Annotated in this window: 15 protein-coding genes; 3 read left to right on the top strand and 12 right to left on the bottom strand. The window is 42.1% G+C overall.

Translation table 11 applies throughout. The features are described from left to right. Positions 1-713: 713 nt before the first annotated feature. Positions 714-1,598, bottom strand: a complete 885-nt coding sequence (locus BV902_RS10405) for an AraC family transcriptional regulator (protein WP_075991864.1) — start codon at positions 1,596-1,598, stop codon at positions 714-716. A gap of 450 nt (positions 1,599-2,048) precedes the next feature. Here BV902_RS10405 and BV902_RS10400 point away from each other — a divergent pair, with 450 nt between their 5' ends. From BV902_RS10400 to BV902_RS10390, 3 genes are all read left to right on the top strand, one after another. Continuing rightward, positions 2,049-3,437 (top strand): aminopeptidase P family protein, encoded by a 1,389-nt coding sequence (locus tag BV902_RS10400; RefSeq protein ID WP_075991863.1) that lies wholly within the window; start codon positions 2,049-2,051, stop codon positions 3,435-3,437. A 77-nt stretch (positions 3,438-3,514) separates the two neighbouring features. Continuing rightward, positions 3,515-5,689: a S9 family peptidase gene (locus BV902_RS10395; protein WP_075991862.1), complete on the top strand. Its 2,175-nt coding sequence runs from the start codon at positions 3,515-3,517 to the stop codon at positions 5,687-5,689. Positions 5,690-5,711: 22 nt separating this feature from the next. Continuing rightward, entirely contained in the window at positions 5,712-7,385 is a 1,674-nt protein-coding gene (locus tag BV902_RS10390; RefSeq protein ID WP_075991861.1) for a M1 family metallopeptidase, read from the top strand. Between the two features lie 249 nt (positions 7,386-7,634). Here BV902_RS10390 and BV902_RS10385 read toward each other — a convergent pair whose 3' ends face one another. The 11 genes from BV902_RS10385 to BV902_RS10335 all read right to left on the bottom strand — a co-directional run bounded on the left by BV902_RS10385 (position 7,635) and on the right by BV902_RS10335 (position 25,269). After that, the gene (locus BV902_RS10385) at positions 7,635-9,866 is read right to left on the bottom strand and encodes a S9 family peptidase (RefSeq protein WP_075991860.1); all 2,232 of its coding nucleotides are present in this window, start codon (positions 9,864-9,866) and stop codon (positions 7,635-7,637) included. Continuing rightward, entirely contained in the window at positions 9,853-11,277 is a 1,425-nt protein-coding gene (locus BV902_RS10380) for an APC family permease (RefSeq protein WP_075991859.1), read from the bottom strand. Before BV902_RS10380 ends, BV902_RS10385 begins: the two co-directional genes overlap by 14 nt. A gap of 6 nt (positions 11,278-11,283) precedes the next feature. Then, positions 11,284-13,056 carry a DUF885 family protein gene (locus tag BV902_RS10375; RefSeq protein WP_216640452.1) on the bottom strand — a complete coding sequence of 591 codons (1,773 nt, stop codon included), beginning with the start codon at positions 13,054-13,056 and terminating at the stop codon, positions 11,284-11,286. Positions 13,057-13,087: 31 nt separating this feature from the next. Next, a complete protein-coding gene (locus BV902_RS10370; protein WP_075991858.1) occupies positions 13,088-14,350 on the bottom strand; it encodes an NAD(P)/FAD-dependent oxidoreductase in 1,263 nt (420 codons plus the stop codon). A gap of 40 nt (positions 14,351-14,390) precedes the next feature. Further along, the gene (locus BV902_RS10365) at positions 14,391-15,389 is read right to left on the bottom strand and encodes a 4-hydroxyproline epimerase (protein WP_075991857.1); all 999 of its coding nucleotides are present in this window, start codon (positions 15,387-15,389) and stop codon (positions 14,391-14,393) included. Positions 15,390-15,424: 35 nt separating this feature from the next. After that, positions 15,425-16,882: an aldehyde dehydrogenase (NADP(+)) gene (locus BV902_RS10360; protein WP_075991856.1), complete on the bottom strand. Its 1,458-nt coding sequence runs from the start codon at positions 16,880-16,882 to the stop codon at positions 15,425-15,427. A gap of 168 nt (positions 16,883-17,050) precedes the next feature. Next, positions 17,051-17,950, bottom strand: a complete 900-nt coding sequence (locus BV902_RS10355) for a dihydrodipicolinate synthase family protein (RefSeq protein WP_075991855.1) — start codon at positions 17,948-17,950, stop codon at positions 17,051-17,053. Positions 17,951-18,357: 407 nt separating this feature from the next. Further along, the gene (locus BV902_RS10350; RefSeq protein ID WP_075991854.1) at positions 18,358-21,453 is read right to left on the bottom strand and encodes an efflux RND transporter permease subunit; all 3,096 of its coding nucleotides are present in this window, start codon (positions 21,451-21,453) and stop codon (positions 18,358-18,360) included. 1 nt (position 21,454) lies between these two features. After that, entirely contained in the window at positions 21,455-22,561 is a 1,107-nt protein-coding gene (locus BV902_RS10345; protein WP_075991853.1) for an efflux RND transporter periplasmic adaptor subunit, read from the bottom strand. Then, complete coding sequence (locus tag BV902_RS10340) at positions 22,558-23,832, bottom strand: TolC family protein (protein WP_083663555.1); 1,275 nt, start codon at positions 23,830-23,832, stop codon at positions 22,558-22,560. The genes BV902_RS10345 and BV902_RS10340 overlap by 4 nt, the downstream gene beginning before the upstream one ends. A gap of 90 nt (positions 23,833-23,922) precedes the next feature. Beyond that, positions 23,923-25,269 carry a sensor histidine kinase gene (locus tag BV902_RS10335; protein ID WP_075991852.1) on the bottom strand — a complete coding sequence of 449 codons (1,347 nt, stop codon included), beginning with the start codon at positions 25,267-25,269 and terminating at the stop codon, positions 23,923-23,925. Position 25,270: the final 1 nt, after the last annotated feature.

Here is a 25,270-nt window from a genome sequence, read left to right as displayed (position 1 = left end):
AAGCGGCACAGGTTGACCATCAATCCCACATTTATTCAGTTGAGTTTGCTCGCGCCTTGAGAACAGCAGGCTGGAGAGCATATTCTGTGGAATAAGAGACACGCCTTTTTAACCATTGCCGCGGTCCTGTGTTTATAAATAATTAAGATAAACACTAAAGCAGATACATACGTATACCAACGTTTAACTATTTACAATTTTCAATCAATTTTTAGACAGTGATTGGTCATTGATTGTTCAGTATACACTGAGTCATCACTGAGCAAGCACTGAACAAACACTGAACGAGCACTGAACAAGCACTGTCAAAAGAGATAAATTAGTACCTATTTGATTCATAGTTGCGTCGAAAAAATTATATTAATTCAGTCCTACCATTCTTGCATGCTACAGATCTCTTTGGTATTCCTAAGCTTGGTCGTGGAGTTAACCGGTAGTTAGCTACCTGCAAAAGGTCTGCAGTGTATGGAACGGGATCCACTATTGGTCGGCAACAAGAGAAGACATTCTAACTGTCTTAAACGCACATTTGAATTCAAAATGTAGTAAACAAAATATCGATTTCCTGATGCGATTTAAGGGCTATAAAAAACAGCGAGACAACCGAAGTTGCCTCGCTGCAAACCAGATCTTTCACTTTAACAGCTTCCAAATCGGTAGTAGCCCTGTTCCACTTTATTGCCAGGCCTAAACCCTCATTGGAATTTCCTATACTAAATAACAGAGTAAAGTGTTTGTTTATACTGCTGCACGTACTCTTTCGGGTTGCAGCCTACGATTTGTTTAAAAACCCGATTAAAATTAGTGATGCTATTGAACCCACAGTTGTAGGCAATAAAAGAAACGCTATCCAAGTGATCCTCATTTAACTGGTTACAAACCTCCTTGACTCTTATTCTATTGAGGTAGGTGACAAAGGTAACACCGCAATGCTTTTTAAAATATCGACAAAATGCCTGTGGCGTAAGATTGGCATGGTCAGCAACATCTTCCAAGGTAAGTTCATCCCGATAATGTTCCCGGATATAGTTACAGATAATATTAATTCGATTTGAAGCATGAATTCCATCAAAAATCACCTCTACTCTCTCATTACAGAGTGCCTCTGTTTCGCGGGATATATTTGCCAAAGATCGCAATAGATAGAAAAAATGCATCAATTTGTCCATTTGGTCCGCAGATTTTAATAAACAAACCCGCTCTGCTATTTGGGGAAAATATGAATCGGGGACCTTAAACCCTCTCGCGTTATTATAAATAAACTGATTCAGCGATTCAAATTCCTCCAAAGAAAATAGGGATTTAAGCTTTCCATTTGGGTCGAAAAAAATGGAAACAGAGCGAGATTCATTTGAAAACCCGTCCTGGGAGGCTGACTTAAATACATGTGGTTGATTCGCCCCCAAAAAGAAAATATCATTTTCTTTAAAAGGATGTAAGGTATCTTCCACAATCAAAACTCCCTTACCTTGTTTTATCCACATTAATTGAGCTTCTTGATGTCGATGAAAATGAGGATAAAAAGTTTCTAAAACATCTTCTTGTATTGTCAGACTTTGTCCTCGCATGGTCGGCACATTAAATTGGAGCGTTTTCATAGGTTTGTTTAGTTTATGTTACTGCTTAGTTAACATAAATATAACAACTCCAAAGCAACAACACTACTTTCAAATAAAACATAAAAATACTATACCAAAATATGTTTAGAATTCGACAATATTTAATAATCCTTTAATAATACTCCACACAAAACTGAGAATTCACAAAAAAAAATCCATTTATAGTGAAAAAATGGGTTAAAATACAATTAGACTTTGATAAATTGTGATAATTATTATTCAATAGAAAGATTGAACTTTATTAAATTTCGTTTTTGATCCTTATTAGTGTAAAAACGAAAAGCATATCATTTGTAACAAGAACAAACACTACACATTAAAGAGAGACCTTTTAAATAAATCATTTTGAAGCACATAAATTTTACGATATTCGTATCAGACAATAGGCACCTAAGTAGACAATCCAACTTCAAATAATTCCCAAAACTTATGTTCAAAAAAGAAATATATCTTAATCGCCGAAATAATCTGTTATCAAAGATCACAACTGGCAAAATTCTTTTGCTAGGCAGCATTGAAAATCCGATCAATTTTGAGCACAATACCTATCCCTTCCGTCAAGACAGTAGCTTTTTATATTATATCGGTATCAAAAGCCCACGTTTGGCGGCTGTATTGGACACTGAAAAAAACGAGACCATACTATTTGGTGATGAAATGACCATTGACGATATTGTGTGGATGGGTCAACAGCAGACTTTAGCTGAAAAGGCTGACCTTTCGGGTATCAGCAAAATCCTACCTTTCAATCAACTCTTCGACTATCTTAACAAAGGAAAACAGGAAGATGTTCACTACCTTCCTCCTTATCAGTCGCATAATAAGTTATTACTTGAGCAGCTAACCGGCCGTCCTGCAAATCAGCTCCAGCCCTCTGTGGCTTTGATTAAAGCTGTCGTTGCCCAGAGAAGTATCAAAACGGCAGAAGAAATTATCGAATTAGAAAAAGCCGTAGATATTGCTGTTGATATGCACCGCATTGCTATGCGAATGACAAAACCTGATCGTTACGAATATCAGATCAGCAATGCCATGCAACATTTTGCGCAAGATCAGGGAACGTCCTTCTCCTATCCTCCGATAGTCACAAAACGGGGTGAAATTCTGCACAATCATATGCAATTTCACCAGCTTTATGAAGGTGATCTCCTGCTCAATGATTCGGGCGTAGAAACGGCCATGGGCTATGCTTCGGACCTGACCAGAACCTTTCCCGTAGGAAAACGTTTTACGGCTTTACAGGAGGAAATTTACCAGATTGTCTTACATGCGTTTAAATCTGCAGAGCAGCTGCTGACATCCGGAATACGTTTTAAAGAAATACATTTAAAAGCCTGTGAAGCGCTTGTAGACGGACTTATACAAACCGGCTTCATGAAAGGCAACGCACAGGATGCGGTCATGAATCACGCGCATGCGCTTTTCTTTCAATGTGGACTAGGCCATATGCTCGGTCTTGATGTGCATGATATGGAGGATCTTGGTGAACAATATGTTGGCTATACTGAAGCTGAGCCAAAAGATACCGAGACTTTTGGAATCAAATCGCTGCGGCTAGGTAAGAAATTGGAGGCTGGCAACGTGCTAACCGTTGAACCCGGCATCTATATTATTCCTGAATTAACGCAGCTTTGGGAACAGCAAAATTTACACAGGGACTTTATCAATTATGATTTCTTAAAAAAACATCTCGATTTCGGCGGGGTTCGTATTGAAGATAATTATCTTATTGAAACAGATGGATACCGTCGTTTAGGAAAATACCTTGAACGCGAGATTCAGGAGATCTATCAACTCAAAGACAATCCAATTGATTAATTAACGAACAACTCACATAATGATAAACCCAAAAAGTAAACTTAAATTCTTTTGGGGTAACTCAAACAGATAAACAAATGAACAGCATTAAACAGTCGATCTTTATTATTCTAATACTGATTTTTCAGGTTCCAGCTTCCCTTTTTGCGCAGCGACTCTGGACAGATCATGGTGATCAATATTATGAATTTTCCGACAAGGGAATAGAAATGGTCAACCCCAAAAATGGGGTGCGCTCCATCTTCCTTTCACAGCAATCGCTTATTCCGAAAGGCGCAAAAGCAGCCTTGAAAGTCGAAAATTTTTCCATTTCCAAAAACAAGGAGCTTATTTTGATCTATACCAATAGCAAAAGAGTATGGCGCGAGAATACAAGAGGCGATTATTGGGTTTACAACAAAAAGACCAATCAGCTGCAGCAACTAGGCCAAAAATTCCCGGCATCACAACTGATGTTTGCGAAGTTTAACCCGCAAGCAGATAAGGTCGCCTACGTCAATAAAGCCGACCATAATGTTTACGTGGAAGATCTCACCAGTGGCAGCATCGTTTCCGTTACCAAAGATGGAACAGACCGTTTAATCAATGGTACTTTCGATTGGGTTTACGAGGAAGAATTTGGCTGTAAAGATGGTTTCCGCTGGTCGCCGGACGGTACTTCCATTGCTTATTGGAAGCTTGATGCCCGCAACATCCGTAATTTTCTGATGATCAACAATACAGATAGTCTCTACTCCTATACCATTCCTGTAGAGTATCCTAAAGTTGGACAATCGCCGAGTGCCTGTTCGATATGGACCTATGAAATCGCCACTGGAAAAAATACCATGCTGAATATCCCGGGAGATCCCAACCAGCACTATATCCCTCGCATGGAATGGTGTCTTGATAGCAAGCAGGTTATCTTAGAGCAACTCAACAGAAAACAGAATGAGAGCAAAATCTATACCGTCGCTCTCTCCGATAATAAAGCGCAAAACATACATCAGGAGCAAAGCGACTCGTGGATTGATATCAAAGCACGATGGAACAACAACGATCCTTCGGGATGGGACTGGGTTCAAGGTGGCAAGGCCTTCATCTGGGTCTCGGAAAAGGACGGATGGCGCAAAATCTATCAGATTGATTTATCGGGCAACGAGAAGCTGGTTATGAAAGCGGACTATGATATGATCAATCTTGACTTTTTCGATCCGAAAAATGAAACGATTTATTTTACCGCCTCTCCAAGCAATGCAACGCAGAAGTATCTGTATAGTGTATCAACGAAAGGCGGAATTCCAAAAAGACTGACCCCGGCCTCATACGAAGGCACCTGCGATTATGATATTTCAAAAGACGGTAAAATTGCCATCTTCAGCTTTAGCAACCGGGCAACCTTAAAACACAATGCCGTTATTGAGTTACCAACACACAAAGTACTCGTAGACTTTGATTTTAAACGTGAAAAAAAAGTCAGCGATGGTATTGCCGAGTTTTTTAAAGTTAAAACAACCGACTGTATTGAGTTAGACGGCTGGATGGTAAAACCACTTGATTTCGACCCCAATAAAAAGTATCCTGTCGTCTTTATGGTCTACGGCGAACCAGCATCACAAACTGTATTAGACAATTTTGGTGCAGGTTATAACAGTTTATATAAAGGAAATATGGCGCAGGATGGCTACATTTATATTTCTTTGGATAATCGCGGAACTCCTGCTCCTAAAGGCAGCTTGTGGCGAAAAAGCATCTACCGCAATATCGGGCAGCTCAATATTCGCGACCAGGCTTCGGCAACACAAGAAATCCTGAAATGGCCTTTTGTCGACAGTTCACGTGTGGCCGTCTGGGGCTGGAGCGGTGGCGGATCAAGCACGCTTAACCTACTGGGACAATATCCTCAAATCTATAAAACGGGTATTGCTATTGCAGCTGTAGCAAATCAGTTACTTTACGACAACGTATACCAGGAACGCTACATGGGCCTCCCCCAAGAAAATCTTGCAGACTTTGAAAACGGCTCTCCGCTGAAATATGCAAAAAACATCAAAGGTAATTTACTCTATATCCATGGAACCGGAGACGACAATGTGCATTATCAAAATGCAGAAGTCCTGATCAATGAACTGATCAAAAATAATGTGCAGTTCCAGTTGATGTCTTACCCCAACCGCAGCCATTCGATCAGCGAGGGACAAGGTACGCATGAGCATTTAAAAACATTATTTACAAACTATCTAAAATTACATTGCCCTCCGGGTGGAAGATAGACCGAATAGTTATCATTTACAGATGAAAAGAATATTATTATATGCATTGGGAACCTGTGGTCTGCTGACCGCAGGCATACAGCAATCGGCGGCCCAGCTGATGAAAGAAAAAAATGAATTCACAAGAGCGGATTCACTGCGCGGATACCTGTCGCCGCTGCGAACCTGCTACGATATCCAATACTATCATTTGGATGTTAAGGTAGATATAGACAATAAGTTTATTTCGGGTTCAAACCTTTTCCGTTTCAAGGCCACAACTGATTTTAATCGCCTGCAATTTGATCTTTTTGCAAATCTCAACGTAGACAAAGTCGTATATAAGGGGAAAGAACTTTCCTTTACCAGAGAACACAATGCTGTCTTTGTCGAATTTCCTGCAACTATCAAGAAAGGAATACAGGAAGAGTTTACGGTATATTACGAAGGCCATCCTACAGAAGCGGTCAAAGCTCCCTGGGACGGCGGCTTTGACTGGAAAAAAGATAGCAATGGAAAGCCATGGGTGGCCACGGCCTGCCAGGGTATGGGTGCGAGTGTCTGGTGGCCAAACAAAGACCATCAATCCGATGAAGTGGATAGTATGCTGATTTCGATCGCTGTCCCAAAAGAGGTGATGAATGTATCCAATGGACGTTTGGTCAAGGTAGAAAAGATGAAGGATGGTTACACCAAATATCACTGGAAAGTTGCCAATCCGATCAACAACTACAATGTCGCCATCAACATCGGCGACTACGTTCATTTCAAGGAAAAATACAAAGGTGAAAAAGGGCCATTGGATATAGACTACTATATTTTGCGCGAAAACGATACGGCAGAAAAAAAAGCCCATCTTCAAAAAAACGCCAAACAGACCTTAGAAGCCTTTGAACATTGGTTTGGTCCATATCCATTCTATGAAGATGGCTATAAGCTTGTTGAAACCTACCATACCGGCATGGAACACCAGAGTGCCATCGCCTACGGTAACCATTACCAGAATGGCTATCGCGGCGGGGATGCGTCTGGAACCGGCTGGGGACATAAATGGGATTTTATTGTGGTCCACGAATCTGGTCACGAATGGTTTGGCAACAATATTACTTCAGCTGATCTGGCCGATATGTGGATTCACGAAAGCTTCACTAATTATTCCGAAGGCTTATTTATCGACTATTTCTATGGTAAGGAAGCCAGCCAGGCTTACGCCCATGGTATCCGGAGCGGGATCCAAAATGATAGCCCCATCCAGGGCCCCTACCACGTAAATAAAGAAGGATCTGGGGATATGTATCCCAAGGGCGGTGTTATGCTTAACATGATCCGTACGATGATCGACAATGATGAAAAGTGGCGGAATATTCTCCGGGGATTAAACAGCAAGTTTTATCATCAACAAGTCGATTATACTGATGTTGTCAACTACGTAAGCCAGCAGTCCGGTCTAGACCTGTTGAAAGTGTTTGAACAGTATGTAAAACATGCTGCCATTCCTACACTAGAAATCAAACAAGATCCTTCAGGCAGAATATTAGGCCGCTGGATCAGCGAAGTCAAAGGCTTCCATATGCCCATACATATTGGCGTAAAAGGTCAAAAAAGAGAACTTATCCAGTTGGACCAACGTTTCAGACCGATTAAAGTAGCCGGTTTAACGAAAGAGAATATCGATATTGATACGTTTAACTATTATGTCGGCGTATTGGTCGAATAAAAACAGCTTCAATGTTACCAACATGAAATAAACACAGCGCCCCAGAAAGCAATTTACTTTCCGGGGCGCTGTATTTTTGAACCGTTCTTATCGTTTCATATATATTCCCCATTTGGAATAAAACCTCTATGGCTTCGCAGACACTAACAGCAGTAGAAGCAGAAAGTTCTTTCTGACCAATACGATCAGACACTTTCAGGAAAAACAGGTAATAGGCCTACATTAGCGGATCATTGTTCCGATAAAAGATCAATACTGATTCCAGGCAGGCGGATCTACGCCAAGAAGATGTTTTACAAAATAGTCCCTTCTTTTTCGTTCACCATAATCTCCCCCGGAAGAATGCCCCATTCCAGGAACCATGATAAAATCATGATTCTTACGCGCTTTGATCAAAGCATCAACCAATTGGAAAGTGGATGAAGGATCCACATTGTCATCAAGTTCTCCAACAATCAGCAAAAGATTTCCTTCCAGCTTAGCGGCATTTTCAATATTGGAGCTAGCCGCATATTCAGGACCGACAGGCCAGCCCATCCATTGCTCGTTCCACCATATTTTATCCATTCGGTTATCGTGACAACCACAGGAGGAAACGCCAACTTTATAAAACTCGGGATGGAATAACAGCGCTCCGGTTGAACTTTGCCCCCCAGCAGATGTGCCATAGATCCCTACCCTGCCGGTATCCATGTATTTATAGTGTTTTGACGCGGCCTGCATCCAGGCAATTCGATCCGGAAAGCCCGCATCTTTCAGGTTTTTCCAACAGACATCATGGAAAGCCTTCGAACGATTTGAGGTCCCCATCCCGTCGATCTGCACCACAATAAAGCCCAATTCAGCGAGTTCATACATCCCGCTCGGGTTGCTGTAAAATGATTTTGGTACGAAAGAACTATGCGGTCCCGCATAAATGTATTCGATGACAGGGTAGCTTTTAGCGGGATCAAAATTCGTCGGCCGAATAATAATCCCCCAGATATCCGTTGCGCCATCACGTCCCTTGGCTTTAAAAACCTCCGGTGCACGCCACCCTGTAGTTTCGAGCAGACTACTGTTTGTTTTCTCCAACTCCATGATAATACCGCCATTTTTGTCGCGCAATACTGAAATTGGCGGCTGATCGACCCGGGAATACGTATCCACAAACTGCGAATAGTCTTTATTGAAAAAAGCTTGATGATTTGCATTTTCTTCGGTCAGCAGTTTTAAGCCCTTTCCGTCTAAACCGATAGCGTAATAGTGGACCAAATAGGGATCTTCTGCAGCATTCACTCCGCTGCCTTCGAAAATAACCGTTCGTTTTTCAGCATCAACATGCACAACTTTCCGAACAACCCAGTTTCCTTTCGTTATCTGGTTCTTTACTTTACCAGTAATTCCATCATAGAGATACAGGTGGTTCCATCCATCACGCTCAGAGGCCCATACAATCTCCTTTCCATCGGCCAGATCCTCCCGGTATTTCTTACCGCTATAATCAATAAAGGTCTTATTCTGCTCCTGAATCAGAAAACTCGAGGTACCGCTATTTGCATCCATCTGCATAACGCCATAGACTTGATGCCCCCGTTTGTTATACTCGAAGGTAAATGCTCTGCTGTCATCGCGCCAGGAAAGATCCGAAAGGTAAAATTGATTTGGTATGAGCGCAGCATCAAACACCGACAGTCGGTCTTTTTCAAGATCATATAAAATGGGTAGTTTTTGCGCAAGCTCATCTCCGGGCTTCACGTAATCGCGTGTCTGAATTTTAGGCTGCAGCTGATCTTTGGGAGAAGATTCAATAAGCGTCAGTTGCCTGATCTCTATTTTTTGAGTTTTTACTGTAGCCAGCTTACGACTATCTGGTGCCCATTGAATATCATTGCTATAATAATTTGCCGTGTTGCCATCCAAGGTAATTTGTCGCGCCTCGTTTGTATTTCCCTTTTTTGCCAGGAATACATTATTATTGCGGATAAATGCCACATATTTTTTATCTGGAGATTCGACTTCCCGATAGGCATTTCCCTGCTCACGCTGCCCCCAATATCGCATATTTCGTTCTTTATTTCCACTTGCAGCGCCCTGGCTTAATTGCGAGGAACGGCGGTTCCAGATCCACAGGTAGCCCGCGATATCGAGCGACACTTGATCCTGGTCCAGCAATTTTATCTGATCATTGGAAATAACACGATTTTCGATTTTCCGCCCCAGTTTTTCATCCACTAACGAAAATACTTTCGTCAGATCGAACAGCTGTTCTTTTGTTTTTGCCTTGGGATTGACCAAAATATACTCTTTTCCCTGCAACGTATTTCGATCATACCAAAAGAGATCTCCCTTATCATTCCAATAAAACTGGCCGGGCAGATTTTCAATTTTGTTGGTCAATTGTTTTTTTAAGTTTTGTGCACGTGTATAATCTGCCAAAGTTCCCTGACCAAACAGAAACTGTGCCGACAACAACAAAACCGCTGTACTAAGAAACTTCATGCTTTCTTCGCTTAGGATTGATTAAATAATAGATAGGGATACCCAATAGTGCAATGATAATGCCCGGCCAGGTATAATTGGGTTTGAAAATCACCATCAACCCAATAAAGGCAAGTCCCATCAGAATATAGAGAATGGGAAGAAAAGGATAGCCAAATGCTTTATAGGGTCTGTTCAAATCTGGACGTGTGATACGGAGACGAATAATACCCGCAATCGCGAGTACATAAAATATAACGACCACACAGGTAATCATGTCCAATAAATCACCATATTTTCCGCTTAAACACCATATTGACGCAGCGACACATTGTATCCAGAGTGCCCAGGCAGGTACCGCATGCGCATTGAGCTTACCTGCCCTTTTAAAAAACAAACCATCTTTGGCCATCGAATAATACACCCTCGCTCCTGCCAGGATGATCCCATTATTACAGCCAAAGGTGCTGATCATGATCATAATAGCTATAATAGTTATCCCAAATGGGCCAAAAACTTCTTGAGCGACACTCATGGCTACACGATCTTTTGGTGCATTGACCATAGCTTCCAAAGGCAATATGCCGGTGTACATCAAATTAGTCAGAAGATAGATTACGGTAACCAGTAAAGTCCCTAATGCAAGACTCAAACCGATATTACGTTGTGGATTTTTAATTTCGCCGGCTACTGCGGAAGATGAGTGCCAGGAATCGCTGCTGAAGAGCGCACCGACCATAGCCGCAGAAAAAGCGCCCATTGCTGAAAATCCATCATAAGATGCGTACGTTCCATCCGTATTTAAACGGCGCATTGACCAAAGTGATATATTGTCCCAGTTCCAAGTCCAAACTTCATGTTTCAAAGCCAGGAAGCCAAAGAGCAACAAGAGCAACAGACTCCCGATCTTGATCAATGTGATGGATGTCTGTACACGCTTTCCGCTATTTACGCCTCTTGAATTAATATAGGTTAATACAATAATGACGGCAATTGCCAGCAGCTGCGCTGCCGATACCCGATAATCTGACCATTCTAGCAGGTAAACATCTTCATCCATAAAAGGGAAGAGATAGGCTGTAAATTTCGCAAAAGCAACCCCCACAGCCGCTATTGTCGCAGTTTGTATAACGGCAAAAAATGTCCAGCCAAATACAAAACTCAACACAGGCCCATAAGCCTCCCGAAGGTAGATGTATTGCCCTCCTGCCTTTGGAAACATCGCACTCAATTCACCATAGCTCAACGCTGCAGTCAATGTCATAAAACCACATATCAGCCATACCACCATCATCCAACCCGCAGACCCCGTGTTACGAGCGATATCCGCAGATACAATAAAAATCCCAGAACCGATCATACTTCCAACCACCAGCATAGTGGCATCCAGCAACCCGAGGGACTTTTGAAAAGCTTGTTTCGACTCACTCATAAACACCTAGTTATTAAAATGATAAAACTTCCAATTTGTCTCGTAATCGGGCTTTAACTTCTCGCCCTTGATAATCGCTCTCAACATTTCCATCGGCAGATAATTTTCTTTGATCACACGGTCATGGAATTCCGCAAATGACATTTTCCCTTGATCTACGACCTCCTCTTTGATCCGCATCAATTGCAAGCCGCCTACGAGATAGGCCAACTGATATAAAGGATCATAGGAACCTTCAAACGATCTCTTTACTTCACCATGCGCATTAGCCGACTCAAATCCCACGCGGTTTACCAGGTAATCTATGCATTGCTGCGGCGTCCACTCCCCTAAATGAAATTTAATACTAAAGGTTATTCTTGCACAGCGGTGCATGCGCCAAAATAACATCCCGATCCGCTCCTCTGGAGTTTTTGCAAATCCCTTGCTATACAACAGCAGTTCCCAGTACAATGTCCATCCTTCCGTCCAAAATGGCGTATTAAATGCCTCTTCGCGGTAAGGCTTGTAACGCCTATTCATAAAATATTGCAGATGATGACCAGGAATCAATTCATGCTGGACTGTCCCACGGGAGAAATAAGGATTATTGCCACGCATACTCATCAATTTCGCCTGCTGATCCATCGTGTTTGTCGGATAGGATATGCTAATTTCCCGTCCGCCTGTAAAAAAAGGGTTGACCCGCTGCCGTTCAGGTGTCATCATGATCATACCCCAAGTCTCGTCTGCCAGCTCAGGAATATTCATGAGTTTATTTTGTTCAATAAATTGCTGCGCATCGTTATACAATCTCATGATGAGCTCCGGCTGTTGTCCAATGGGTACGTAGGAGTTTTTAACCTTTTCCTGTGCAGCCCGCCAATCATCGCCGAACCCCATTTCACGGCTCGCTTTCAATAACTCGGCCTCACACCATTTAAACTCTTGATCAGCCAATTTTAAAAGATCGGCAGCGGTATAACTGATCATTTCTGCTTTGAGTCTTCGGTTTATCTCTTTTTCCCCAATAGGCCAACCAGCAATCTGACTACCGTCATCAAACACTTTCCAATCACTTTTTGCAGCCAATTTGTCCTTATAATCCGAGAGCTTGCTTTTCACTTGCTGAAATATGGTGGGTACCCACCATGTAAATTCAGGGTCGTATCCATTATAAAAATCGAAGGTGCTGGTGATCCTTAAGTCCAGTGAATTTAATAAGGCAACCAGAAAGTTAACATCTGAATAAGGAATATTGGTCTTTTCCTGTAGAGCAGCTATTGACCGATCGATTTCACCGGCAACAAGCGTCAGCTCTTTCGCAACATCTTCTCCTGCCAGACGCTTCCCCCTACGGCGTTCCTTTTCAAGTGCAAAAATTCGCTGTGCGAAAGGTAAATACACGGATAAGCGGTTGTAATTCGACTCATCTTCTTTCAATGAAAGGAGATCACTTTTTAATTTGCGCTTCAATAAGATAAAATCGACCTGCCCCGATGTTTCGAGTTCTTCATAGGGGAACTTGTCCAGCTTATTCAAATATTCGTTATCCAAACGCTGGAGACGTGCTACTTGTTCGGGCGAAGCGGCAGCCTGCTGATTACCCCAGCCTTTGGGCATAGGGCCATAAAAATAGTTGATCGCCTCAACATCATGCCCATATTGTACAATATAAGGCTCTATAGGGGTTGTATGGTCGTATAATTTCATCTTTTGTGCATACATGGAAACGGGGAATAGAAAGAGTAGTCCATAAAACAATGTTTTGGGGGCTTTAAAAGAAAAAGAACGATTCATAATTCGGGTGTTGGTTTATATCATAATTTTATCAGTCGAAACGATCAGGCCTAAAACCAGTGATTTCAGACTCTATTTTCTGTCCTGCCAATAAATCTGCAACAACTTTCCCATAGGCAGGGCCCAAGCTCAAGCCCATCATACCACCCCCACCGGCAACTAGGACATTTTCAAATTTTTTCAATCTTCCCAGATAGGGCAATCCATCAGGCGAGCAGGGTCTGTAACCATACCATATTTTTTCGCTCGGATAATCAACCTTCAATTCCGGATAATATTTTGGGATGGATTCTACAATTCCGCGGACACGATTTTCATAAATTTTGTCATTTGCTGGTCCCAATTCCATCGTTCCACTGAATCTGATCTGGCCGTTCATGGGTGTTACAGCAACACGAGCCTCCAGTAATAATGCCGCATGATTCAATGTGTTCTCTTTCTCGGGCTGATACATAAAAGAATACCCTTTTCCTGGCATAAGCGGCGTATTTACGTGCAACTTTGATGTGAGCTGCGGCAAATAAGCGCCACCAGTCAAGACAAAAGCATCCGCCTGAAAACTTCCTTTGTTGCTGACCGCCTCTTTCACCTTATTTCCGGCTGTTATAAATTTACTGACCTCAGTTTCTTCGAAAAAAGCGACCCCTGCAGCTTTCAAATATTGAATCAATTGCCGCATTAACTTTGGTGGATATAATTTTCCGTCACAGCGATAAAGTATAGCACCTAAAACATCCAGCTTCAGATTAGGTTCCAGCTCTTGAACGGCATTTCCCTCCAGAATATCGACATCAAGTCCAAGATCCTGAGCACGATGAGCCAATTCAATTTCTTCATGCTTCATTTCCTTGGATTTATACATCATCAGGATCCCGTTCTGCTTCAGTTCAAAATCAAACCCTTCTTCCTGCGCCAATTCATCATATAATCTGCTGCTGTAGAGATTCAAATCACGTATTGCAGTCGCATGCTGTTCTACGTGTGAGCGATTAGCATGTTTTAAAAACTTCAATCCCCAATTGATCATTCGTGGATTGAGCGAAGGCCGTACATAAAAAGGGCTTTTACTATTGAACATCCACTTTATCCCCTGCGCTACAATACCGGGGGCAGCCAAGGGCGTAAAATGACTGGGGACAATCATGCCGGCATTGCCATAAGAACAGTTATTGTCCAAGGTATTTTTTTCGAGGATTTTCACATCCCATCCGTCTCTTACAAGGTAATAGGCGGAGGCAAGTCCTGCAATTCCTGCACCAACGACGACAACCGTACCTCTATTATTTTCTTTCACGTTGCTCTTCTCTTATTAATTTTTTAAATCACCTGAACTATTAAATCACCTGAAAACCGCCAAAATAAGGATCCTCATCATCCAAAAAAATGGTATTATAACCTGTTATCCGTGCCCAGCCTTCGATGGATGGGACAATGGCCGGTTTACCATCGACGGTTGTTTCAGCTTCAATTTTACCGATAAATTGTGAACCGATGTAACTTTCATGTACAAACTCCATCCCTTTCTTGAGTTTCCCTTTAGCATACCATTGCGCCATACGGGCCGAAGTTCCTGTACCGCATGGTGAACGATCCAATGCATTGTCGCCAACCAGTACCGCATTGCGTCCCGACGAGTTGGGGAGTTTAGGATCCCCTGTCCATTGGATGTGAGTCAATCCATGTATATTAGCATCTTCGGGATGAACAAAAGAATATTTTTCGTTCAGCAGCTGCCGGATTATTTTTCCATAATGAATGAGCTGGCTGGCTGAATAGGAACTGATATCTTGAAAATTAGTCTGCGGGTCAATAATGCCGTAAAAGTTTCCACCGTAGGCAACGTCAACGCTGATGTTGCCTAGATCCGGGCAATCGACCGTTAAGGCTTCAGCATATAAAAATGACTTGACGTTGGTAAGCTTTACGCTTTTCACCTTAGGTCCCTCTTGAACATAATCGATATGTACAAGTCCAGCCGGAGTTTCCAACCTTAATTTTCCGGGAACTTTAGGTTGAACGAGCCCCTCCTCAATGGCAATCGTCACCGTACCGATCGTTCCATGTCCACACATCGGCAGGCAGCCGCTGGTTTCAATGTAAAGGACACCAATATCATTTTGCGGATCAAAGGGCGGATAAAGCATACTGCCGCTCATCATGTCATGCCCTCTTGGTTCAAACATCAATCCCATACGGATCCAATCGTACTCACGTATAAAATGCAACCTGCGTTCCATCATGGAATTCCCCTGTAATAATGGGGCTCCTCCTGCCACCAATCGCACGGGACATCCACAGGTATGCGAATCAATACAAAAAAAAGTCTTCTTCATTTCTGATCACTTGTTTATATGGTCATTTGTTTCTATCATGCTTTAGTCCATTGCTGGTTGACCAAACGGTCAATTTGTAGTGGGTTTCCGTCCTGCAGTTCTTTAGGCAAAAATTCATTTGGCCAATTTTGAAAACTAATGGGGCGAATAAAACGCTTTACTGCGTCGGGCCCTACAGAAGTGAAACGCGCATCTGTGGTTGCCGGATAAGGTCCGCCATGCTGCATAGCATACTGTACTTCAACCCCTGTTGGCATACCCTGAAATAAAAGCCTTCCGCATTTGTCCTGTGCAATTGAAAAGAGTGCCTGGCATTCGCGGATATCCTGCGCCGATGCCGCAAAAGTGATGGTTATCTGTCCTTCGAGCTGCTCCATTACATTTTTCATTTCATTGAGGTCCGCACAAGATATAATTAGCCCAAAAGGTCCAAAAACCTCTTCCAATAACTTAGGATTAGCCAAAACCTGGCTTGCTTCCGCCTCAGCAAGCAGGACCTGCGCAAAATCTTGCCCTGTATTATCCTGCCCTTCTTCCAATATACTGACACCATCGTATTGTACCATTTCCCCTTTTAAACGGTTATAGCTCTCCAATATTCCTGCGTGCAGCATTTTGCCGGTAGCCGCAGCTTGAAGTTCCTTCTTCAACGCCGCTTTAAGTAGATCCAGCTGTTCGCCGCCGATACTTACTAAAACACCTGGATTGGTACAAAATTGACCAACACCTAAAAGCAATGAGGCAATATACTGCTTAGCAAAAGGTTCCAGATTGCTAGCTAGGTAGTCCGGTAAAAGAAAAACCGGATTTACGCTCCCCATTTCGGCAAATACAGGAATAGGATCAGGTCTTGACTGGCCCAGGTCAAATAAAGCTTTCCCACCACGGAAAGAACCTGTAAATGCGACTGCTTTTACGAATCTGTGGCGGACCAATTGTTGTCCAGCAGCAAATGAATCCGACAGCACATGATTAAAAACCCCAGTTGGAGCTCCTTGTTTTGAAATCGCCCGATCAATAGCGTCAGCCATTAATTGCGAGGTTTTAAGATGAGCGGGATGCGCTTTTACGATAACTGAACAGCCCGCACCAATGGCACTGGCTGTATCTCCGCCTGCTGTTGAAAAAGCAAAAGGGAAATTACTTGCGCCAAAAACCACAACAGGACCAAGCCCTTTATTATACTTCCGTAAATCAAATTGACCATTTGGGTCTCGATCAATGCGTGCTTCACTGTATAAACCAGTTCGCACAGCATCGGCATATCGACGCCACTGATTGACCGTTCTCGCTTTTTCACCTTGCAGTCTTCCCAAAGGAAGGGCCGTTTCCAGATGGGCCGTTTCAATCAGGACGTCTCCCAATGCCTCAATTTCAGCGGCAATGGCATACATCAATTCCGCCCTGTCAATTACATCAGTTTTTTGAAGAAACTGAAACCCAGCCTCCGCCTGTTTTACGACGTAATCAATCTCATTTTCGTTTCTATCCATTCCTTTTGTTTTTATTGTAAGTATCTATCTTCAAAAATCAATAAAAACCTTCCCGATATCTTCATTCCTTGCGGCATTAAATATATAAGAAGGTCCTTTTCGCCTATTTTTACCCAGCCCTAAAAAGGAAATTTTCTGAACCTTCGTCCAGAAAGTTCAGAAGCATTCCTATAATTGTGGTCTAGTTGCGATTGAATCTGCAATAATTTTTTTAACGCGTTGTTCTTCCTCGCCGATCAATGGCAATCTGGGAGCGCGTGTATAAGGTGTTGAAATTCCTTCGGCTGTGGCTGCCAATTTAATATATTGGACCAATTTAGGATGAATATCCAATTCCAATAAAGGCATAAACCAACGGTATATTTCTACTGCTTTGCTGTACTCGCCAGCCTTTACAAGATCATACATGGCCACGGTTTCTCTTGGAAATGCGTCGACCAGTCCAGCAACTAAACCGTCAGCCCCTAACATCAAAGACTCAAGCCCCAACGTATCTACGCCAGCCATAATCTTTAATCGATCACCAAAACGATTTTTCAAACGCGTGATATTTGTTAAATCTCGTGTAGACTCTTTCACTGCCTGAATATTTGGTTCCAATAAGAGTTCCTCAAACATATCAAGCGATACATAAGTACTATAGTCAACAGGGTTGTTATAGATTAAGATTGGCAATTTGGTGCTTTGTGCAACAGCACGAAAATAAGCGACGGCTTCTCTATCATCAGCTCTATAGCGCATCGGTGGCAATAACATCAAACCGTCTGCGCCCAATTCTTCACTCGTTTGAGCCACTTTGATCGCTGCAGCAGTTGTATTTTCTGCAATATTCAACAACACCGGTACACGCCCAGCGACAACCTTCAACGCATATGTCAATAAATCATACTTTTCTTCCGTACTCAAAACACTTGCTTCACCCAATGATCCAGCGATAATCAAACCGTGAACACCTCCATCCAATTGTGCTTCAATGTTTTTACCAAACATATCAAAATCCAAATTTCCATTTTCATCAAATGGTGATAACATTGCAGGATAAATTCCTTCCCATTTAAATTGTGCCATAGCGTATTATTTTAATATTTCTTTATCACAAATCTATTTGGAATAGCGAGGTCAATCTTCTTATGAATTAATCAACACTGACCTAATATTGACCTTTTCTAGTAAATACAACTCATGAAGAAGCGGAAGAATGGCTTTCTAATTTTAAATACAGATTTATAACTTATTTCAGCAAAACTTCAGATTAGTGCCTTTAAAGTTGAAATTTGACTTCAGTAACTTAAATGTAAGTTCAACATTTATAACAAGATTTACAAAAAATAGCATGTAAAAGATATATATACATGTTTATCGGCGTAAAATTTTGACAGCTATTATGGAATGTATAGCTGCAGATTAGAAATAACAAAGGCTGCACTGTCTGACAGGCAACCTTTGTATCGTATATAATAATTAAAAATGGGTAACTAATCGCGGTTCTCCTTTTTATAAGAGAAGTAAAAAACAATTGGCAGTACGGAAAACGATAGAATCATACAAATAATCAATCCGCCGACAATCATAATAGCCAAGGGTTTTTGGATTTCAGATCCCATTCCGTTTGAAAGTGCGGCCGGCAATAACCCCATTGCCCCCATTAACGCAATCATTAGGATGGGTCTGATCCGGCTTTTTACAGCTTCATAAATAGCGGGTTTCAAGCTCATTTTATTCAACAGATTTTCTTTCATTATCCCTATTAAAACAATGCCGTCAATCGTGGCTACACCAAAGAGAATAATAAATCCGATACCTGCCGAAATTCCAAATGTCGTCCCAGTAACCCACAGCGATACAAAACCGCCTATAAATGCAAATGCCAGTGTCAGCGAAGAAATCAACGTATCTTTGACGTTGCCAAAATTGGCATACAACAAGAGTAAAATCAAAATAAGAGAAATTGGCACAACATTCATCAGCTGTTTTGTAGCCCGTTCTTTACTTTCGAATTCTCCGGCCCACACGACCTTATAAGATTTGGGCAGTTTAATATCTTTTTCTATCTGTTTTTTTGCATCGGCAATTGTACTTCCCAAATCCCGCCCTTCAATGTTGAAGCCAACACCGATATAACGGGAATTGCCCTCTCTGTAAATAAATGCCGGACCGGTATGATAATCTATTGTTGCGATCTCCCGTAGTGGTACTTTTTGATCATTCATCGTGGGAATGATGATATTTCCGATCTTCTCAGGATTGTCACGATACGATTTTTGGAAGCGGAGACGTACATCAAAGATGCGCTCATTTTCATAGAAATGTGTCACAGATTGCCCGCCAATAGTCATTTCGATCACAGATTGCACATCCTTGGTCGAAACACCATATTTGGCCATTTTTGAATCATGCAGCTGAATCCTTAGTTCAGGCAAACCGATATTTTTGAAAACATTGATGTCCGTAATACCGTTCACCTTTTTAAGTGATTCGGCAAACTTATTGGCTTTATTTTCTAAATCTTGTAAATTCTCACCAAAAATTTTTATTACCAGCGGACTTTTTACTCCGGCTACATACTCCTCTACATTATCCTGGATCGGCTGGCTAAAACCAAAATTTATTCCCGGAAAAGTCTGTAGACTATCCCGCATCTGGCCGATCAATTTCTCTTTTGACAGTTTTCTTTTCCACTCGCCTTCGGGTTTCAATTCAATATTGAATTCAATATTGAAAAAACCGGTTGGATCTGTACCATCATTGGGGCGGCCTGTTTGCGTCATGATAAAATCAATCTCGTCAAACTGCTTCAGCAATTTTGCTTTCATGGTTTTGGTCAGCTTCACAGATTCTTCTAGGTTGACACTATTGGGTAAGGTTGCGCGGACATAAATTGCACCTTCATTCAGTTTCGGAAGAAACTCTGAACCATAATGGCTAAACCGAAAAATACAGACGAGCAAAGCAGCAATAAAAATCGACAATGTCCATTTTGGATGGTCGAAAGCTTTCCTAAAACCTTTAAAAATGGCATTGCGGCTGACCTTGGTGATCTTATTCTCATCTTCTTTGATATTCTTTTTCAATAAGTATTTACACATCGCGGGCACATAGGTCAAACTCAGGATCAAGGAACCCAACAAGGCATAACCGAGCGTAAAGGCCAATGGTGAGAACATCTTTCCTTCCACCTTTTGAAAAGAGAAAATCGGCGTCAATGCGACAATTAAGATCAATAGGGCAAAAAAGATATAGCCTGCTACAGAGCCGGCACTTTTCTTAATGATCCCTAGTTTGGAGATTTTATTAAAGCGTTCCGTCCCGAGCCGATGAGCCTCTTTTTCCAAAGAGACAAAAACAGTCTCCACGATAACCAGCGTTCCTTCGAGCAACAATCCAAAGTCCAATGCCCCCATGGAAATCAAATTTGCAGGGAGCCCCTGTATTTTCAAACAAATAATCGCAAATAGGAAGGCCAATGGGATCACCGATGCAACGATAAAGGTTGTCTTCCAGTTGTTTAAAAAGATAAAGACAATAATCGAAACCAGAAGAACCCCTTCTATCAGGTTTTTGGAAACCGTATGCACGGTATTATTCACCAGTTTTGTGCGATCAATAACGGGTTCAATCTTGACATTTGCAGGTAAAATACGTTGATTCAGCTCCACTATTTTTTCTTTTAACTTTGTCACAACTGCAGATGGATTTTCTCCCCTGAGCATAATGACGATTCCCTGGACAAGATCATCTTCCTGGTTGAGTCCCACCTGTCCGAGTCGCGGTTTTGCGCCTAATTCTATTTCTGCAACATGCTTGACTAAAATCGGTGTATTGCCGACCACCTTGATCAAAATATTACCGATATCGTCAATCTTATCCAATAGGCCTACCCCACGTACAACATAAGCCTGATTTCCTTTTTGGATCACATCGCCACCGACATTGATATTCGAACGTGATACGGCTTCATAAACATCCAGTGGCGACAGGTTATAATTGGCCAACTCTGTTGGATTGATCTTTATTTCATAGATCTTTTCCTCCCCCCCAAAGCTGACGACATCCGCCACGCCGGGCACACCGACAAGCTCCCGTTCAATCACCCAATCCTGGATGGCGGAGACTTCCTTGATCGGAAGATTACTTTTCACCACATAGCGAAAAATTTCTCCGGTAGCACCAGATGGTGGTTCGATTGAACTCTCAGCACCTTCCGGTAACTCAATGGAACGCATCTTATTACCCGCATACTGTTGGGCGTAAAAATCCGCTACCCCATCCTCAAATTGAATCGTTACAACGGATAACCCAAACAAGGAGATGGAACGAACATCCGTTTTCTTTGGAATGGTATTCATTTCTTTGGTAACAGGCAATGTAACGAACTTTTCTATTTCTTCAGCACTGCGCCCCGGCCACTGCGTGATAATCCTGACCCGTGTGTTGGTCACATCGGGGAAAGCCTCAATCGGTGTATGGAGGTAGGCATATATCCCGCCGAACAATAATGCCAGCGTAAAAAACAGGACGACCAAGGAATGTTTCAATGAGAATGAAACAATATTTTGTACAACTTTCTTCATCCTATCTATTTATCAGTTCATCAAATACGATCAGCTCATTCTCCGTCAGCACCTGATCTCCCTCGACTACACCAGATTTGACAAAAGCGTATGTTTCATTCTCAGCGACAATATCAACAGCTTTAACCGACAAGTCACAGTCATTTTTATAGCGTACAACGAAATTCTGATTGTTATGGAGGATAATGGCATCTTTCGGAATTGCCAGCATACGCTCTTCCTGTCCCGAAACGGCCTTTTCGACCAGCACATCCACGCTCATGCCTGGCTTCAATCTCAGGTCTTTATTCAACAACTTCACGCGCGCTTTGACCACACGTTCTTCCGGATCAAAGAAGTTGGCGACCTGATCAATATAACCGTCAAAAGTTTCACCTTTATAAGCCAGTGTAGTGATCTTGACAGGAGCCCCGTTTTTGACAAAAGGTAAATTATTTGCATAGATATTGACCGAAACCCATACCTCATTCAGCTTACTGACCGACAGCAAATCGGCGTCATCGCCAACAGTCATACCAGGACTCACCTTTTTATCTACGATATAGCCAGCTTTGGGCGCACGGATGTAAAACACACCATTTTCCGAGGAGCCATTCAGCAAACTCATGTTCGCTTTCACATGGCGGATTCCAATCTGCACGGCTTTCAATTCACTTTCCATCTCTTCCAGCTCCCGCTGGGAAGCCATACCATCTTTCAGCAGGCTACGCAGGTTAAGCAATTTACTCTCCGTCAACCGCTTGCTATTTTCAAGTTCCCGCAGTTCCTTTCCTAAATCGTTGACCGAGGTACCTTTAAGCGATACCAGAATCTGTCCTTTTTCTACATAATCGCCCATCTTGACCGAAACAGACTGCACGATACCAGGTATAGGGCTCTTTAGCGCTGCAAGTTCATCCTGATCGTATTGAATGACCCCATTTAAAGCGATCTGTTCAAATACTGTTCGCTTCTGTATCGAATCAATTTTAATTTGGTTTTTAAAGTCGGCGCTAAGACAAAAGCCTTTAGCAGCTGGAATAGGCTGCTCTTCATTTTTCGCCGGCTGACAGCTCCACACTAAACAAATAGACAGCAGTGTCAATGGCGTTAAAAAATTACTTTTCATGAGAAAATATCCTTTCCGATCAAGTACATCAGTTCCTCCTTATACTGAAGATATTTCGCCCTGCGTTCCAATATTGATTCTTTGTTTTCCATATAATTATTGATAAAATCTATAAATTCAACGATGGTCAGTCTCCGTTGTTGGAAATTGCGCACATAGCGTTCTAGCGCTACGTCCAATTTACCATCAAAGCCGATATCCGTTGTCTTCAAACTCGTTTCAAGGTTGCTAAGCCGCTCCGAAAGGAAGTCGATCTCCCGTTCGATGTCGATACGAAATTGCTCGATTTCCACTTTATTTTTCTCAAGTTCCAGCTTAGCGATTTTGATATTCCCCTGGTTCCGGTTAAATAGAGGAAGATCCATAGCAACCCCCAGCCCTATAAAATCGCGCATGATATTTCCACCACGGTCGTAATTCATGGAGACCTGCAAATCTGGTATACGTTCGGCCTTTTCTATTTTCAGCTGAGCATCACTTTTCTTCAATTCGTTATGGATGATCTTATAGTCGCTGCGATTGTCGAGCGCCATCATTTTCCATTCTTGTTTTTTTCCCTGGAGAAAATGCGGAATGCCGATCGTATCTGATATAGTGAGTGCGGTCCCTTTGTCTCCGAGATAGCGCGCAACCTCATTCATTTTTGTAATTTTTTCCTGTTGGATTTCATTCAGTTTGTTACCAAATGCGATAGACTCGCTTTGAATCCTGAGGTAGTCCATCTCACTTACATTGCCTTCTTTCCACTGATTTTGGTATGATTTTGCCAACGTCTGAAAGATATCCACCTGACTATTGTATAACTTCTCCTTTTCCTGCAGGATCTGTAATTCGAGACATTGGCTCCGGAGATCATATTTTAGGTTCCGCAGCAATTCCTCAAATTGAAGCCGGGCATTTTCTTTTTCGAGAAGCTGCAATCGCACTCTCTTTTTTCGTTTGCCAGCCATTTCGATGGTCTGTTCCAGTTCGATCGCCACCTGCTGGTACTTACCGTAATTTCCGATCAGTGCCGGAAAGGATTCGCTGGAAGGGTTTTTCCAAAGATTGACTTCGGAGATGGAAATCGTTGGATTGGGCCACAACTTTGCCTGAAGCACGGCAGCTTCGGCTTGTTGCATATGAAAACGCTGCGCCATTAAGGTCAGGTTATGGGCAAGGAATACCTGCTCGATCTCCGCCTTTCGCAAACGGTTTTCAACCGCCTCCTGCGAAAATAGCTTGCTATTCAGGCCAAGAAGTAAAAATAATGTAATACGTAATTTTCTCACTTAATTTTGAATTTCCACAAAACTAAATGACAGGAATTACAGGCAACTTTAGGTTAAATTAAAGTTTGATTAGAAGGGATTAGAAAATGATTAGAACTGGGGGAATAATAGGGATACCGTTGTACCTAGATCATTTGAACGAATATCAAAGTCTACCCCTTGATCCTTAAATACAATCTGCGCAAAAGAGAGACCTATGCCGCTGCCCTTAACTTTACCAACATTTGATCCTCGATAAAAAGTCTGTTTCACAGACTCCAGTTCGGCTTGTGGGATACCAATACCATGGTCTATGATTTGCAAAGACAGCCTGCCATTTACACCTGTCATTCGGACAAGAACTTCCTGCCCATTTGCATATTTAAGTGCATTTTCGATTAAATTGGAAATAGAGAGACTGACGAGCATCTTATTGCCCCGAAAATTAAAGTATCGCGGTTCATCGACCTGTATATCGACTTTCAAGGGCACGGCAAATGATCTCGAAAACTTAGGTACAAGATCCCATACGATCTCGTCTATGCGAAAGGTTTCCAGTGAACGTTTCAGGGCCTGATCTTCGGTCAGCAATAGAAAATTACCAATAAGCTGATTCAGAAAATTCACATGCTCAGTAATGGTTTCGGCCAATTCATGATATTCTTCTTCACTTCTGACCTTTGTACCGAAGACCTCCATTGAGCCCAGGATTCCCGCCAAAGGTGTTCGAAACTCGTGTGAAACATAGCTGACAAAGTTCTTTCTAATAATCATATTTTCGCTGATCCGACGTAGGAGCGCATTATAACTTTCAATAAGATCTTGTAGTTCGTCCTTCGTTTTTATAGTCGTCAGGGGCTCCTGAATCGTGCTTAAATCCTTATGCTGAATTTCTTGGATCACTTTACGAATGGGGAGATAAGCATATTTACTCAGCCAAACCGACAACAAGGCAATACTGATCAATGCAACGAGAAAAACAAAGACAAGCGTAATGAGCAAACGATTCAACTGATGATCAAAATCTGCGCTCGACTCTTTGACAAACACAAAAAAATCGCCCTGATTGTCTGGATAATACAAACCAAAATAAAAGCTATCTTCTGTTTTAAAATAAATCGTTTTGTCTGATTTCAGCTGGCTCAGCAAATCCTTATTAATTTGACTATCAAAACGCATACCGCCATAACTTACTTTTCCTTCGGCGTTATAAACTGCTACCATGGCACGTTTAACCAGGCTTTCATATTGATTTTTAGATTCCAAATGCTTTAGTGGGCTCTGCTCATCTGCCTCGAGGTAATATATACCAGCTATTTTCGCATTTTTTTCGAGGGAACTGATCAGATGTCGTTCCGAGGAATTATAAAATATCCAGTAGATGACTAGCGTTGCAAGCCCAAAAATAATGGTGAATACCAGCGTAGAAAAGAGTGTAAGCCGAATTTTTAAATTCATT

The organism is Sphingobacterium sp. B29, assembly GCF_001952815.1.
Lineage (GTDB): Bacteria > Bacteroidota > Bacteroidia > Sphingobacteriales > Sphingobacteriaceae > Sphingobacterium > Sphingobacterium siyangense.
Note: the sequence above shows the minus strand (reverse complement) of the source record. Positions and strands in the feature narration are given on the sequence as shown.

Excerpts from the sequence above, each read along its gene's own strand:
- BV902_RS10360 (WP_075991856.1), bottom strand. The coding sequence starts at position 16,882 with ATGGATAGAAACGAAAATGAGATTGATTACGTCGTAAAACAGGCGGAG.
- BV902_RS10335 (WP_075991852.1), bottom strand. The coding sequence starts at position 25,269 with ATGAATTTAAAAATTCGGCTTACACTCTTTTCTACGCTGGTATTCACC.
- BV902_RS10400 (WP_075991863.1), top strand. The coding sequence starts at position 2,049 with ATGTTCAAAAAAGAAATATATCTTAATCGCCGAAATAATCTGTTATCA.
- BV902_RS10395 (WP_075991862.1), top strand. The coding sequence starts at position 3,515 with ATGAACAGCATTAAACAGTCGATCTTTATTATTCTAATACTGATTTTT.
- BV902_RS10355 (WP_075991855.1), bottom strand. The coding sequence starts at position 17,950 with ATGGCACAATTTAAATGGGAAGGAATTTATCCTGCAATGTTATCACCA.
- BV902_RS10375 (WP_216640452.1), bottom strand. The coding sequence starts at position 13,056 with ATGAATCGTTCTTTTTCTTTTAAAGCCCCCAAAACATTGTTTTATGGA.
- BV902_RS10385 (WP_075991860.1), bottom strand. The coding sequence starts at position 9,866 with ATGAAGTTTCTTAGTACAGCGGTTTTGTTGTTGTCGGCACAGTTTCTG.
- BV902_RS10350 (WP_075991854.1), bottom strand. The coding sequence starts at position 21,453 with ATGAAGAAAGTTGTACAAAATATTGTTTCATTCTCATTGAAACATTCC.
- BV902_RS10405 (WP_075991864.1), bottom strand. The coding sequence starts at position 1,598 with ATGAAAACGCTCCAATTTAATGTGCCGACCATGCGAGGACAAAGTCTG.
- BV902_RS10380 (WP_075991859.1), bottom strand. The coding sequence starts at position 11,277 with ATGAGTGAGTCGAAACAAGCTTTTCAAAAGTCCCTCGGGTTGCTGGAT.
- BV902_RS10345 (WP_075991853.1), bottom strand. The coding sequence starts at position 22,561 with ATGAAAAGTAATTTTTTAACGCCATTGACACTGCTGTCTATTTGTTTA.
- BV902_RS10365 (WP_075991857.1), bottom strand. The coding sequence starts at position 15,389 with ATGAAGAAGACTTTTTTTTGTATTGATTCGCATACCTGTGGATGTCCC.
- BV902_RS10390 (WP_075991861.1), top strand. The coding sequence starts at position 5,712 with ATGAAAAGAATATTATTATATGCATTGGGAACCTGTGGTCTGCTGACC.